Source organism: Telluria sp. PB2R4, from assembly GCF_059685695.1.
Window position 1 is genome coordinate 134,461 of the sequence record NZ_JCASIC010000015.1, and the last position, 13,048, is coordinate 147,508.

Annotated in this window: 11 protein-coding genes; 8 read left to right on the forward strand and 3 right to left on the reverse strand. The window is 65.0% G+C overall.

All coding sequences use genetic code 11. From position 1 onward, the window contains the following. Nucleotides 1–5: 5 nt before the first annotated feature. Nucleotides 6–728, forward strand: coding sequence for an ion channel (locus tag AC56LU_RS21440; protein WP_497177642.1), 723 nt, complete (start codon nt 6–8; stop codon nt 726–728). 2 nt (nt 729–730) lie between these two features. On the opposite strand, the gene AC56LU_RS21445 is transcribed toward AC56LU_RS21440, so the two are convergent. Beyond that, a complete protein-coding gene (locus tag AC56LU_RS21445) occupies nt 731–1,033 on the reverse strand; it encodes a hypothetical protein (RefSeq protein WP_497177643.1) in 303 nt (100 codons plus the stop codon). A 113-nt stretch (nt 1,034–1,146) separates the two neighbouring features. Here AC56LU_RS21445 and AC56LU_RS21450 point away from each other — a divergent pair, with 113 nt between their 5' ends. The 3 genes from AC56LU_RS21450 to AC56LU_RS21460 are packed head-to-tail and all read left to right on the forward strand — an operon-like array spanning nt 1,147 to nt 3,935. Continuing rightward, nucleotides 1,147–1,920, forward strand: a complete 774-nt coding sequence (locus AC56LU_RS21450) for a hypothetical protein (protein WP_497177644.1) — start codon at nt 1,147–1,149, stop codon at nt 1,918–1,920. A gap of 60 nt (nt 1,921–1,980) precedes the next feature. Continuing rightward, on the forward strand, nt 1,981–3,420 hold the full coding sequence (locus tag AC56LU_RS21455; protein WP_497177645.1) for a M28 family metallopeptidase: 1,440 nt from the start codon (nt 1,981–1,983) through the stop codon (nt 3,418–3,420). Continuing rightward, nucleotides 3,417–3,935 (forward strand): GNAT family N-acetyltransferase, encoded by a 519-nt coding sequence (locus AC56LU_RS21460; RefSeq protein WP_497177646.1) that lies wholly within the window; start codon nt 3,417–3,419, stop codon nt 3,933–3,935. Before AC56LU_RS21455 ends, AC56LU_RS21460 begins: the two co-directional genes overlap by 4 nt. Nucleotides 3,936–4,080: 145 nt before the next feature. Here the strand turns inward: AC56LU_RS21460 and AC56LU_RS21465 are convergent, their stop codons facing one another. Then, nucleotides 4,081–5,643 (reverse strand): S8 family serine peptidase, encoded by a 1,563-nt coding sequence (locus tag AC56LU_RS21465; RefSeq protein WP_497177647.1) that lies wholly within the window; start codon nt 5,641–5,643, stop codon nt 4,081–4,083. A gap of 356 nt (nt 5,644–5,999) precedes the next feature. Here AC56LU_RS21465 and AC56LU_RS21470 point away from each other — a divergent pair, with 356 nt between their 5' ends. Next, nucleotides 6,000–7,106: an S-(hydroxymethyl)glutathione dehydrogenase/class III alcohol dehydrogenase gene (locus AC56LU_RS21470; protein WP_497177648.1), complete on the forward strand. Its 1,107-nt coding sequence runs from the start codon at nt 6,000–6,002 to the stop codon at nt 7,104–7,106. A gap of 248 nt (nt 7,107–7,354) precedes the next feature. After that, complete coding sequence (locus tag AC56LU_RS21475; RefSeq protein WP_497177649.1) at nt 7,355–9,193, forward strand: M56 family metallopeptidase; 1,839 nt, start codon at nt 7,355–7,357, stop codon at nt 9,191–9,193. Nucleotides 9,194–9,276: 83 nt separating this feature from the next. Here AC56LU_RS21475 and AC56LU_RS21480 read toward each other — a convergent pair whose 3' ends face one another. Then, nucleotides 9,277–9,825 carry an SRPBCC family protein gene (locus AC56LU_RS21480; protein ID WP_497177650.1) on the reverse strand — a complete coding sequence of 183 codons (549 nt, stop codon included), beginning with the start codon at nt 9,823–9,825 and terminating at the stop codon, nt 9,277–9,279. Between the two features lie 219 nt (nt 9,826–10,044). Between AC56LU_RS21480 and AC56LU_RS21485 the strand changes: the two genes are divergently transcribed. After that, entirely contained in the window at nt 10,045–10,449 is a 405-nt protein-coding gene (locus AC56LU_RS21485) for a GFA family protein (RefSeq protein ID WP_497177651.1), read from the forward strand. A 54-nt stretch (nt 10,450–10,503) separates the two neighbouring features. Then, a complete protein-coding gene (locus AC56LU_RS21490) occupies nt 10,504–12,822 on the forward strand; it encodes a UvrD-helicase domain-containing protein (RefSeq protein ID WP_497177652.1) in 2,319 nt (772 codons plus the stop codon). Nucleotides 12,823–13,048: the final 226 nt, after the last annotated feature.

A 13,048-nucleotide genomic window follows, 5' to 3' on the forward strand; every position in this document is an offset into this window, starting at 1 on the left:
TTGCCATGCCAACCATGCGACCGCTGCGCCTGCTGATCCATACCCGCCGCCATCCGTCGGCCATCCTGCTGCTGGTGCAGCTGCTCGGCATGCTGCTGTATCCCTTCATCGAAAAGGAACCGGCCGGGCACACGGCCTTCAACGTATTCGGGGTGCTGGTGCTGGTGCTGACCGTGCGCATGGTGCGGCGCACCCCCGGCGAGATCCGGGTCAGCATGGGGCTCGGGGTGCCGATCCTGATCCTGCTGGCGCTGCAGACATTCTTCGATATGCGCAGCAGCCTGCTGGCCTGGTCGTCGGGGCTGGAAGCGCTCTTTTATTTCTATGCCGCCGGCAGCCTGATCGCCTACATGATGGAAGACCGCCGGGCGACCACCGACGAACTGTTCGCCGCGGCTGCTACCTTCACCCTGCTGGCATGGGGATTCACGCACCTGTTCCTCATGGTGCAGGAGCTGCACCCGGGCACCTTTGCCGCCGCCGTCAACGGCACTGCGCCGCGTTCGTGGAGCGAGCTGAATTACCTGAGCTTCGCGCTGCTGTCGAGCACGGGGATCGGCGACGTGATTCCGCTGACCGTGCATGCGCGGGCCCTGTGCAGCGTCGAAATGCTGGTCGGCCTGATGTACCTCGCGGCCGTGGTGGCGCGCCTGATCGGCTTCACCACCCAGGGCAAGGTCCACCGGCGCCGTCCGGATGCGTCGAACGAACACTGGGAAGACGACTGAGCTTATCCGGCGTCGTCGGCGCGATGGAGATTGCCGGTCGCGTCCTTCAGACCGGCATGGGGCAGGAAACTGTCCGCCACCGTCAGGATGGCGTGCAGGTTGTTACCGAGCTTGTCGAGCCGGATGTCGCCCGGCGCGAGCGCGGTTTGCAGCAGGTGGATCGCCATGTCGGCCAGCAGCAGGCGCTGTTTGTCCTGCCAGCCTTCGCCGCCCCTGATGGCTGGATGGCGCAGCAGGCTTTGTTCAACCGCATCGTGGATCCGCCAGCCTGTGTCCACGATGTCGGCCCGGGTTGCATCGTCCATGTTCTTCCTCTTCATCCATGGTGAATAAACTGCACGCCGCAGCCGCCATGTTAAGTCTTCGATAAGAAAACTCGCTTAAGTTGGCGTGGTCCGCAGCTACCCATGATGATCCCATGATCCAGCACACCCGCCGCGTTTTTTCCTTCCTGGCCAGCGGCATGGCCGGCCTGCTGGTGCTGCTCGCCGTCTATGCGCTCGCCGCCGCCTTTCCGAAGCCGCTGTTCGAATACCGCTACAGCTACGAGAACTACCGGGTCTGGTCGGACCAGCCCATCCCCGACGAAATGGCCGGGGTGCTGGACGACGTGACGCGGCGCCTGCGCACCTCGAACCTGCACGACCGCGCTACGCCGGTCGAGATCTTCTTCTGCAATGAAACCTGGAGGATGTGGCTCTACGGCCGGGCATTCAATGCCGGCATGGGCGGCGCGGCGGACGTCTGGCTGACCCGCCAGGTGTTCATCCGCGCCTCCGACATTCCCGCCAACCGCATTCATACGCCGACCGGCAGGCCGCTGGCCGACGCCGCCCAGCGCCCGCTGTCGTATTACATCGCGCACGAAATCACCCACAACGACGTGTCGCGCCGCTTCGGGCGCACCGTGATGCTGCGCTATCCGGATTGGCTGCTGGAGGGCTATGCCGACTACGTGGGCAAGGGCGGCGATTTCGATTTCGAGGAAAACCGGGCGCTGTTCGCCCTGGGTGCGGCTGCGCTCGATCGCGACCGGAGCGGCTTGTACCGCGAGTTCCACCTGAAGGTCGCCTACCTGCTCGACAAGAAGGGCTGGACCCTGGAGCAGGTGTTTGCGAATCCGCCCGCCGAACGCGAACTCGATGCGCGGTTGCGGGCGCATATGCATCAAAATGCGCCCGCCGTGGATTGACCGGCCGTGGCGCCGCATGCGATATTGCTTTTCTAGCCACCTCGATCGAAAGCCATCGCAATGCGTCTTTACGTTACCGCCCTCGTCCTCGCACTGGCCAGCGCCGGTTGCGCCCAGCTCCCCACCGCCGCCACCATCACGCCCGAGGCGCTGCGCACCCACGTGAAATACCTTGCTTCCGACGAGCTCGAGGGCCGTGGTACGCCCTCGCGCGGACAGGACCTCGCCACCGACTACATCGCGGCCCAGTTCCGCAAGGCGGGCCTGGAGCCGGCTGGCGACGACGGCTACTTCCAGACCGCGACCTGGCAGTACGCGGAGCGCAAGGCCGATGACGTGGCACTGAGCGTGACCGCGGGCGGCAGCACCATCGCCGTGCCAGGCGGCGGTGCGACCGGCAACTTCCTCGATCCGGTCACCCTGGGTGCGACGCCGGCGGTGTTCATGAGCTGGAAGGATGCGCTGGAAAACAGCGAAGCCGCCAACGGCAAGGTGCTGGTGGTACCGGCTGCGCCGGTGCCCGGCGCCGCCCGCCAGCTGCAGGAGAAACTCAAGAGCAAGCCGCTTCTCGTCGTCATGATCGACCGCGAGCGCCGCCATGGCGCCGGCACCGGCGGCTGGCTGATCGATCCGGAGCAGGCCCGTCCCAAAGCCGGGGTGCCCGTCCTTGTGTTGCATGCACCCGATGCGGCGGCGGCACTGGAGAAGGGCGGCGCGCTGGTCACCGCGCGGGTCGCCGCCCCGGCCATCCGTCCGGTCAAGCTGCGCAATGTGGTCGGCGTGCTGCGCGGCTCCGACCCGCAACTGAAGAACACCTATGTCCTGGTGACGGCCCACCATGACCACGTCGGCATCCGCGACGGCGAGATCTACAACGGCGCCAACGACGACGCCAGCGGCGTGGTGTCGGTCATCGCGGCCGCGAACGATCTGGCGGCGCGCAAGCAAGCGCCGCGCCGCAGCGTCGTGTTCATGACCTTCTTCGGTGAAGAACTCGGCATGCTCGGCTCGAAGTACTATGCGCGCCACCCGGTGTTCCCGCTGAAGGACACGGTGGCGAACATCAACCTCGAGCAGACGGGCCGCACCGACGACAGCGAAGGCAAGCAGGTCGGTTCGATCGCGATGACCGGCTTCGATTTCTCGACCCTCGGCGACATGTTGAAAAAGCCCGCCGAGCGCACCGGCATCCGCCTGTGGAAGCACGCGTCCTTCAGCGACGCGTTCTTCTCGCGCGCCGACAACCAGTCGCTGGCCGACGTCGGCGTGCCGGCGCATACCCTGTCGGTGGCCTACGGCTTCCCGGACTACCACGGCAAGGACGACACCTGGGACAAGATCGACTACGACAACATGGCGCGCGTGACGCGCATGCTGACCGAGGGCGTGTACGACATCGCGAACGCAAGCGAGCGTCCGACCTGGACCGCCGCGCCCAAGGCGTCCAGCTACGCCGCCAAGGGACGCGCGCTGACGGTCGACGCGCCAAGCGCCAAATGAGCGGCGCGGCGCCCCTGGTGAGGCACCTGGAGGCGGATGAATGGCAGGCCTACCGTGCGCTGCGCCTGCGGGCGCTGGCGGATGCGCCCGACGCCTTCGGCAGCACACTGGCAAGGGAAGAGGAATTGCCGGACGAGACCTGGGCGGCGCGGGTAGCGAAGTCCGCAGTGTCGGGGATCGATTGCGCGCTGGTGGCGCAGCAGGATGGCCTCCTGGTCGGCCTGCTGTGGGCCAAGGAGGACGCGCAGGAGGCCGGCCGGGTCAACCTGTTCCAGATGTGGGTGGCGCCGGAGTGCCGCGGCCAAGGCGTGGCGGCGGCGCTGCTGGATGCGGCGCTCGGCTGGATCAGGGAACGCGGGACCCGGGTCGTGCACCTGGGCGTGAACGATGCGAACGGCGGCGCCGTCAGGCTGTACGAACGCGCCGGGTTCCGGGCGATCGGCGAGCCTTATCTCATGCGCGAGGGCGCGCCGCACATGGAGCAGGAAATGCGGCTGGTACTGAGTTGTTCGTAGGGTGGCCGGGTCGCCCGGCCGCGCGTTCGACTCCGATGTGATCAGCCACAGCGCATCAGTTATTTGAACGCGCGGTCGGCCAAGCCGACCACCCTACGAAAAAAATGGGACGCCGAGGCGTCCCATTTTTCATGCAGCGCGAGGCTTAGTTACCGCAGCCCAGCGAAGCGATGCGGTCGCGTGCCGCCTTGGCCTGCACCAGGCCGAAGCCGTACTTGTTGTCGCGGCCGGCGGTGCCCAGGTCGAGCGCGCTCTTGGTGAGCGACGCGCGCATCTGCGCGGCGGTACAGGTCGGGAAGTAGCTCCACACCAGCGCCGCCACTGCCGACACGTGCGGGGTCGCCATCGAGGTGCCATCGAAGTAGGCGTAGTTGCTGGTCTTGATGCCGACCGTCGCCGACTGGCCCAGCTGCAGCTTCATCGCGGCGCCATCGGTATCGGTGGCGGTGACCGACGGGATGCTGGTCACGGTGGTGCCCAGCGTGCCGCCGAAGGCGCCTGCCACGTTGTTGTACACCACGGCGCCGACACCGCCGCTGTTCTGGCAGTTCGATACCTTGGTCGCAAAGTCGACGGTGCCGCGCTGGATCAGGCAGACCTTGCCGGAGACCGCGGTGTTGACCGTGTCGCCGATGCCGAAGTCGGCCAGCGGCGCGGTGGCGGTCTTGACCGGCGAGCCTTCCATCGCGCCCGGCGCGTAGGTTGCGCCGCCGACGGTCAGGACGGCTTCCTGGCCGGTGCCCGTCGGCACGGTGGACAGGACGCTGACGCCGGGGCCGGCCAGTTCGACGCTGCTGTTATATTGGGAGAAGGTGGCCCAGGCCTTGTTCTCGTCGACTGCGCCGACCATGACCACGCTCGCATAGCCGGCCGGGTAGGACACCACGGTATTGCCATCGTTGCCGGCAGCGGCCAGGCTCAGCACGCCCTTGCTGTACAGGCTATCGAAGGCCTTCTGCTCGGTGACGCTCTTGCGTCCGCCGCCCAGCGACATGCTGATGACGTTCGAACCGGCGGCGCCGCACTTGTTGGCGGCCGAGGCCAGGGTCGACGAATAGGCCCAGCCGTTGGCGCCGAACACCTTGATGATGTGCAGCTTGAGCTGTTTGTTGGCGGCCACGCCGACCACGCCGGTGCCGCTGTTGTTGATGGCGGCGATGGTGCCGGCCACGTGGGTGCCGTGGCTGTTCTCGTCGGTGTACCAGTTGCCGGTGCCGGAGTCGTTGTCGCCGGTGACCGCATTGGCCGACAGGTCTTCGTGATTACGGTCGTAGCCCGAGTCGATGATGCAGACCTTGCGGTTGGCGGCGCTGGCGTCCGACAGCAGGTCGGCCTGCACCTGCTTGATGCCGTACGGGACCTGCTGGCCCAGGGCATACGGGGTGCCGGTCGACGGCGAGGTGAGCGCGAACGGCTTGCGGACCACGTCTTCTTCGATGTATTCGACGTTCGGGTTGTTCTCCAGGCCTTTCAGCGCGACTGCCGGGACCTCGATGGCCATGGCGTTCATGCCGAAGATTTCGTGCTTGACCGAACCCTTGGCCGCGGCGACGACCGACTTCACCTTGGCAGCGGCGCCCGGCTTGAAGGCGACGATGACGCGGGTGGTGTCGGGAGCTGCGGCCTGCGCGTTGCCGAAGACGCCGGCAGCGACCAGGGCTGCCAGGCAAACGCGAAGGGAGGATGCGCGAGTGTTTTTGTCTACCATTAATTTCTCCGTTTGAAAAACAAAGTATTACGCCGTGGCTCTATAGGCCTTGTGCGCTTATGGGCCGCCTTGTGCGCGGTGAATTTAGTGTATTGCAAAACCTTGTTTATATGCATACCGTATTCAATTGTGCGTGAACAACATTTGATAAAAAATTGAATTTCGTTATTTTTTGCTCCGTCTAGATGTCGGGCGTGCTATCGTCGATTCCAAACGTCCGCAATCAAACCAGGCTTGCGAACGCTTTCCCCGGCCGGAAGTACGGGCCGCGCCACACGCAGGCGCACTCCTTGTTATCATTCCAATCTTTGTGCCGTCGCAATGACGGCGCCGGCTCCGGTTCACGAAGGGAAAACATGAAGACCAAGGCAGCAGTTGCATGGAAGGCGGGCCATCCGCTCACCATCGAAGAAGTCGAACTCGAAGGCCCGAAGGCGGGCGAAGTGCTGGTGGAAGTCAAGGCAACCGGCATCTGCCACACCGACTACTACACGCTGTCGGGCGCCGATCCGGAAGGCCTGTTCCCCGCCATCCTCGGCCATGAAGGCGCGGGCGTGGTGGTCGATGTCGGTCCGGGCGTGAGCTCGCTGCGCAAGGACGACCACGTGATCCCGCTGTACACGCCGGAATGCCGCCAGTGCAAATTCTGCCTGTCGCAGAAGACCAACCTGTGCCAGGCGATCCGCTCTACCCAGGGTCGTGGCCTGATGCCCGACGCGACCTCGCGCTTTTCGCTGGACGGCCAGCCGCTTTACCATTACATGGGCACCTCGACCTTCTCGAACTACATCGTGGTGCCGGAGATCGCGCTGGCCAAGGTGCGTTCGGACGCGCCCTTCGACAAGATCTGCTACATCGGCTGCGGCGTCACCACCGGCATCGGCGCCGTGATCTTCACCGCCAAGGTGGAGGCGGGCGCCAACGTGGTCGTGTTCGGCCTGGGCGGCATCGGACTGAATGTGATCCAGGCGGCCCGTATGGTCGGGGCGGACAAGATCATCGGCGTGGACCTGAACCCGGAACGCGAAGCGATGGCGCGCAAGTTCGGCATGACTCACTTCATCAACCCGACGCAGGTCGAGAACGTGGTCGACACCATCGTCCAGCTGACCGACGGCGGCACCGACTACAGCTTCGAGTGCGTCGGCAACGTCACGACCATGCGCCAGGCACTGGAGTGCTGCCACAAGGGCTGGGGCCAGTCGATCATCATTGGCGTGGCGGCGGCCGGCCAGGAAATCTCGACCCGTCCGTTCCAGCTGGTGACGGGGCGCGTGTGGAAGGGCTCCGCTTTCGGGGGCGCGCGCGGCCGCACCGACGTGCCCAAGATCGTCGACTGGTACATGGAAAACAAGATCAACATCGACGACCTGATCACCCACCACCTGCCGCTCGAGCGCATTAACGAAGGTTTCGACCTGATGAAGTCGGGCGAGTCGATCCGCTCGGTCGTGGTCTTCTGATTGCCCCGGCGGGCCGCCAAGGCCCGCCGTTCGCGCTTTTTTCACGCTTCCTGCACGCGGCCTCCGGGCCGCGTCTTCCGTTCTGTTCCGCCAATCCTGCCGCCTGTCGCACCGGGCTGGCCGCGACACCCCTGCACGCCTACAGTTCCACCATGCCGGAGCCGGTGCGGCACAAAGTAGAAAAAAAGTTCTAGACAATTTTATCTAGAACTTTTAATCTAGTTGCCAACGATGAGGGAGAGCACCCGATGAACGAATGGTTCGACACGGCAGCAAGCAGCCTGGCCTGGGCGCTGATCGATTTCCTGTGGCAGGGCCTGCTGGTCGGTTGGGTGTGCGCGCTGCTGCTGGCGCTGATGCGCGAGGCGCGGCCGCAGGCCCGCTACCTGGTCGCCTGCGGCGCGCTGCTGCTGTGCGCGGCCCTGCCTCTTGGCGGGATGATCGCCCGCATGGCCGATTCGGACGCCGGTGCGGCCGCCGTGGTGAATGCTTCATCGTTGCCGATGGCGGCGGCAGGAACGGTGGCGGGCGTGGTATCCGTGCTGCCGGCCGTGAACATCGATGCCGGCCGGTTTGCAAGTTGGGAAGCGGCCTTGCAGGAGCGCCTGCCATTGGTGATACTGATCTGGGCGCTGGGCGCCGGCCTGCTCGCCTTGCGCATGGTGCTCGGCTTGGCCTGGGTGCGCCGCAGGACCCTGCCGGGCCAGTACCGGCTCGACCCGGCATGGCAGGCACGGCTCGACCGAATGGCGCACAACATGGGGATTGTCCGCCGCGTCACGCTGGGGCTGGTCGACGACTTGGCGAGCCCGGTAACCGCCGGCTGGTGGCGCCCGGTGGTCCTGGTGCCGGCGTCGCTGGTGTCGGGCATGCCGCCGCAGCTGCTCGAAGCGCTGCTGGCGCACGAGCTGGCCCATGTCCGCCGTTGTGATTACGTAGTGAATCTGGTCCAGGGCGCGATCGAGATCCTGCTGTTCTACCACCCGGCCGTATGGTGGTTGTCGAACCGGATTCGCGAAGAGCGCGAACAGATTGCAGATGATATAGCCGCAAGCACGCTCGGCGAACCGCGGCGCCTGGCACTTGCATTGTCCGAACTGGACTTGTTCCAGTTCACCCCGCAACTTGCCCCAGCAGCACATGGAGGAAACCTTATGTCCCGCATTAAACGCCTGGTTCGTCCCGAGACCGAACCGCTGAACTGGAAACTTGCCCTGCCCATTTTGGGCCTGGCGACCGCCGCCGCTTTCTATTCCTGGTCGGCGCCGGCCCATGCCGAGCAGCCGGCCCCGGCGCCGGCCGCGCGTGCCGAACCGACCCCGCGTCCGCAAGCGGCGCCAGCGCCGGCGCCGAAAGCGCATCGCATCGTCCGCAAGGAGGGCAGGGAAGATCCGTATGCCGTGGTGCGTGCCAACGACAAGAACACCACCATGAGCGGCAGCAGCGACGACTGGGACGAGATCAATCAAGCGAAACGCCGCATTGGGGGCGACTTCCTGTGGTTCCGCGAGGGCGGCAAGGCCTGGTACATCCAGGATGCCGGGGTGCTGGCCAGGGTCGATGCCGCCTGGGCGCCGATGAACAAGCTGGGCGCGCAGATGGATGTCTACGGCAAGGAAATGGATGTGCACGGCAAGAAGATGGATGCGCTGGGCAAGGACATGGACGTGGCGGCGCGCGGCTTCAAGCCGGACGAAGCCAAGCTGCGCGCGTTCGAGGAACGCATGGAAGCGCTCGGGACCGAAATGGAAAAGGTCGGCAAGCAGATGGGCGAGACCGACAGCGTCAAAGAGCGTGAGCGCCTGCAGCGCCGCATGAGCGAGCTCGGCGAGCAAATGTCGGCAGCCGGCAACGAGATCGGCGCGGTCCACAACGCACCGGGCATGCGCCAGGCGCAAAAGTCGATGGACGAGATCGGCCGCCGCATGGGCGAGGCCGGCAAGCCGATGGATGCGATCGGCAAGAAAATGGGCGCGCTCGGCAAGGAAATGGAGCGCGAAAGCAAGGCGGCGGACAAGACGGTGCGCGGCCTGATCCGCGAAGCGCGCGAAAAGGGCCTGGCGAAGCCGGTGCCGCAGGCGGGTTGATCCGCCCATAAAGACAACGGCCTGCCACTTGAAGCGGCAGGCCGTTTTTTTACCAGCTGGTCAACAAGCTGGTGCGGACCGGCTTAATGCTGGGCGATCGAACCGCGCCAGCCGCCGGTTTCCGAACCGCGCTTCTCCAGCAGTTCCTTGAAGTTCTGCAGGTTGCCGCGCAGTTCCATGCGGACGGCGCCCAGGGCGTCGCCGACGGTTTCCAGCGCGCCATCCGGTTCATAGTCCATCTGGACCATGACGCGGCAGCAGTTGTCCGAGATCTTGTGGAAGGTGGCGACGCCGCCGTTCTTCACGCCGGTGGTGCTGGTCCAGGCGATGCGTTTGTCCGGGATCTGTTCGGTGATTTCCACGTCCCAGGATTTCTCTTCGCCGGCCACGTTGGCGCGCCAGTGCAGGTGCTTGTCGTCGAGCTGGCGGATTTCCTTCACGCTCTTCATGAACTGTGGGAAATCTTCGAACTGGGTCCACTGGTTGTAGGCGGTCTTGACCGGCACATTGATCTCGATCGATTCCGAGACCGACGAGCTGGCGCCAGAGCCGTTACGGTTCTGCTTGAATTTCTTGGACAGCATCATGCCGCCGACGGCGAGCGCGGCAACGGTAACTACGCGATTCAGCATAAAAATTCTCCTTTGGTGGTAAGCCGCTCGCAGCTGCTAATTGTCGGCCCGAAACGAGGTGTGCGAGGCTGATGGCTTGGTAAGGCAATGGTCTGACGGGCCACGCGAATTGTCGCGAATCTCTGGTTAAAATAAGCGAAAAGACAATTGGGCGGCGCGCGGAAGGATGGGCGACTTATACTGATGAGCCCGTTGTTGGCCTTCAGAAAGGAGACCAGAATGAAACGATCAGGAGGATGTTTCTGCGGTGCAGTTCGCTACACGGTAACAGGCGAGGTCTTCAACAGCACGCTGTGCCACTGCGCCGACTGCCGCCGGGTATCGGGGGCGCCGGCAGTCGCCTGGTTCAGCGCGCGCCGCGCCGACTTCCGTTTCACCCACGGAGAGCCGCAGCGCTTCGCATCGAGCGAACACGTGCTGCGCGGTTTCTGCCCGGGCTGCGGCACCACGCTCAGCTTCGAGGACGCGCGCTGGCCGGAAGAGCTCGATATCGCCACGGCCAGCCTCGACGATCCCGAAGCGGTGCCGCCGGGCGACCATACCTTCGTGCGCAGCCGCCTTGGCTGGATGAAGCTGGATGACGGCCTGCCCGAGTACCCGGCCACGCGCGCGGCGGGAAAATAAAAGCGAGCGGCGAACTGGATGGGCATACAGTAATCACAGCGTTATAATGGCCGGATGCAGAACCTCCTTCATAACCTCAATCCCGAACAGCTCGCCGCCGTCACCCTGCCGTCGCAGAGCGCGCTGATCCTGGCCGGCGCCGGTTCCGGCAAGACGCGCGTGCTGACGACCCGCATCGCCTGGCTGATCCAGACCGGGCAGGTGTCGCCCGCCGGCATCATGGCGGTGACGTTCACGAACAAGGCGGCGAAGGAGATGCTGACCCGCCTGTCCTCGATGCTACCGATCAATACGCGCGGCATGTGGATCGGCACCTTCCACGGCCTGTGCAACCGCCTGCTGCGCACCCACTACAAGGACGCGGCGCTGCCGCAGGCCTTCCAGATCCTCGATTCGCAAGACCAGCTCTCGCTCATCAAGCGCATGCTGAAGGCCGCCAATGTGGATGACGAGAAGTACCCGGCCAAGGCATTGATGTATTTCATCAACAACGCCAAGGACCAGGGCCTGCGCGCGAACCGGCTCGAACCGAACGACCCGATCGAGCGCCGCATGATCGAGCTCTATGAGCTGTACGAAGGCCAGTGCCAGCGCGAGGGCGTGGTCGATTTTGCGGAACTGCTGCTGCGCTCGTACGAGCTGCTGGCGCGCAACGCACCGCTGCGTCACCATTACCAGATGCGCTTCCGGCATATCCTGGTCGACGAGTTCCAGGATACCAACGACCTGCAGTACAACCTGCTCAAGCTGTTTGCCGGCCACGACGAAGACGGCGGCGGGGCCATGTTCGCGGTGGGCGACGACGACCAGAGCATCTACGCCTTCCGCGGCGCGAACGTCGGCAACATGCAGGCCTTCGAACACGATTTCCGCGTCAAGAACCTGATCAAGCTGGAGCAGAACTACCGCTCCTTCGGGCACATCCTCGACAGCGCCAACTTCCTCATCGCGAACAACACCAAGCGCCTCGGCAAGAACCTGCGTACCGACGCGGGGCAGGGCGAGCAGGTGCGTGTGTACGAAGCCAGCTCCGACCTCGAAGAGGCGCAGTGGATCATCGAGGAAGCCAAGAGCCTGATGAACGAAGGCCTGTCGCGCAGCGAGATCGCCATTCTGTACCGCTCCAACGCGCAAAGCCGCGTCATCGAGCACGCGCTGTTCGCGGCCGGCCTGCCCTACACCGTGTACGGCGGCCTGCGCTACTTCCAGCGCGCCGAGGTCAAGCACGCGATCGCCTACCTGCAGCTGATGGATAACCCGCACAACGATTCGGCTTTCCTGCGCGTGGTGAACTTCCCCACCCGCGGCATCGGCGCGCGCTCGATCGAGCAGCTGCAGATGGCGGCCGACTCCTACGGCATTTCGCTGTACGCGGCGGTACCCTACATGACCGGCAAGGCCGGCACTTCGCTGGGCGCGTTCGTCAAGCTGATCGAATCGGCGCGCTTCGAAACCCAGCAGCTGCCGCTGCCGGAACTGGTGCGCGTGGTGCTCGAACGCAGTACCCTGCTGCAGCATTACCAGAACGAGAAAGAAGGCGCCGACCGCATCGAGAACCTGGAGCAGATGGTCAACGCCGCCACCCAGTTCGTGCAGGAAGAAGGCTTCGGCCAGGGCGCCCCGGCCCACCTCGGCCCGCAGGCGCTGCCCCAGGCAGGAGAGGCGATCGTCAACCAGGACGGCATCGAGATCCTCGATTCCGATGCGCCGTTGGCCAGCGTGATGTCGCCGCTGTCGGCCTTCCTCACGCACGCCTCGCTCGAAGCCGGCGACGCCCAGGCCCAGGCCGGCCAGGACGCCCTGCAGCTCATGACGGTGCACTCGGCCAAGGGCCTGGAGTTCGACGCGGTGTTCATCACCGGCCTCGAAGAAGGCCTGTTCCCGCACGAGAGCAGCGCGCGCGAGCTCGATGGCGTCGACGAAGAGCGGCGCCTGATGTACGTGGCGATCACGCGCGCGCGCAAGCGCCTGTACATGAGCTTTACCCAGCAGCGCATGCTGCACGGCCAGACCCGCTTCAACATGAAGTCGCGCTTTTTCGACGAGCTGCCGGAAGAATCGATCAAGTGGCTGTCGCCGCGCGTGCAGACCAGCTGGTTCGCCGGCCGCAAGCAGACCACGGCCTGGGACGATGCCGCCTTCCGCGACGGCTCCGACAACAGGATCGCGCAGCAGATCACGCAGAAGTCGGCCGCCGGCAACGGCTCCGGCTGGCGCGTGGGCGAGTCGGTGGCGCACGCCAAGTTCGGCGAAGGCGTGATCGTGAATATCGAAGGCGGGGCGGGCGCGGCGCGGGCCCAGATCAACTTCGGGTCGGCGGGGATGAAGGTGCTGGACCTGTCGGTGGCGAAGCTGGAGCGGATCGGCCGCTGACTGCTTTTCGTAGGGTGGGCGGGTCTCCCGCCCGCGCGTTCAACCAGCCGGTAAGCATTCGCGTCGCGTCAGTTCACCTGTGATTTGAACGCGCGGACGGCGAAGCCGTCCACCCTTGTATCTTGAACCTCTGTGGAGCTAGCTACTCTACATGGAGCTGGGGCTAGCTTGGGTCCACCCTGATGGCCAGACCATGACAAGTAGATCAGGCGCCTCAGCTCTTTCT

Coding starts and splice junctions, on each gene's coding strand:
- AC56LU_RS21440 (WP_497177642.1), top strand. CDS start 6: ATGCCAACCATGCGACCGCTGCGCCTGCTGATCCATACCCGCCGCCAT.
- AC56LU_RS21445 (WP_497177643.1), bottom strand. CDS start 1,033: ATGGACGATGCAACCCGGGCCGACATCGTGGACACAGGCTGGCGGATC.
- AC56LU_RS21450 (WP_497177644.1), top strand. CDS start 1,147: ATGATCCAGCACACCCGCCGCGTTTTTTCCTTCCTGGCCAGCGGCATG.
- AC56LU_RS21455 (WP_497177645.1), top strand. CDS start 1,981: ATGCGTCTTTACGTTACCGCCCTCGTCCTCGCACTGGCCAGCGCCGGT.
- AC56LU_RS21460 (WP_497177646.1), top strand. CDS start 3,417: ATGAGCGGCGCGGCGCCCCTGGTGAGGCACCTGGAGGCGGATGAATGG.
- AC56LU_RS21465 (WP_497177647.1), bottom strand. CDS start 5,643: ATGGTAGACAAAAACACTCGCGCATCCTCCCTTCGCGTTTGCCTGGCA.
- AC56LU_RS21470 (WP_497177648.1), top strand. CDS start 6,000: ATGAAGACCAAGGCAGCAGTTGCATGGAAGGCGGGCCATCCGCTCACC.
- AC56LU_RS21475 (WP_497177649.1), top strand. CDS start 7,355: ATGAACGAATGGTTCGACACGGCAGCAAGCAGCCTGGCCTGGGCGCTG.
- AC56LU_RS21480 (WP_497177650.1), bottom strand. CDS start 9,825: ATGCTGAATCGCGTAGTTACCGTTGCCGCGCTCGCCGTCGGCGGCATG.
- AC56LU_RS21485 (WP_497177651.1), top strand. CDS start 10,045: ATGAAACGATCAGGAGGATGTTTCTGCGGTGCAGTTCGCTACACGGTA.
- AC56LU_RS21490 (WP_497177652.1), top strand. CDS start 10,504: ATGCAGAACCTCCTTCATAACCTCAATCCCGAACAGCTCGCCGCCGTC.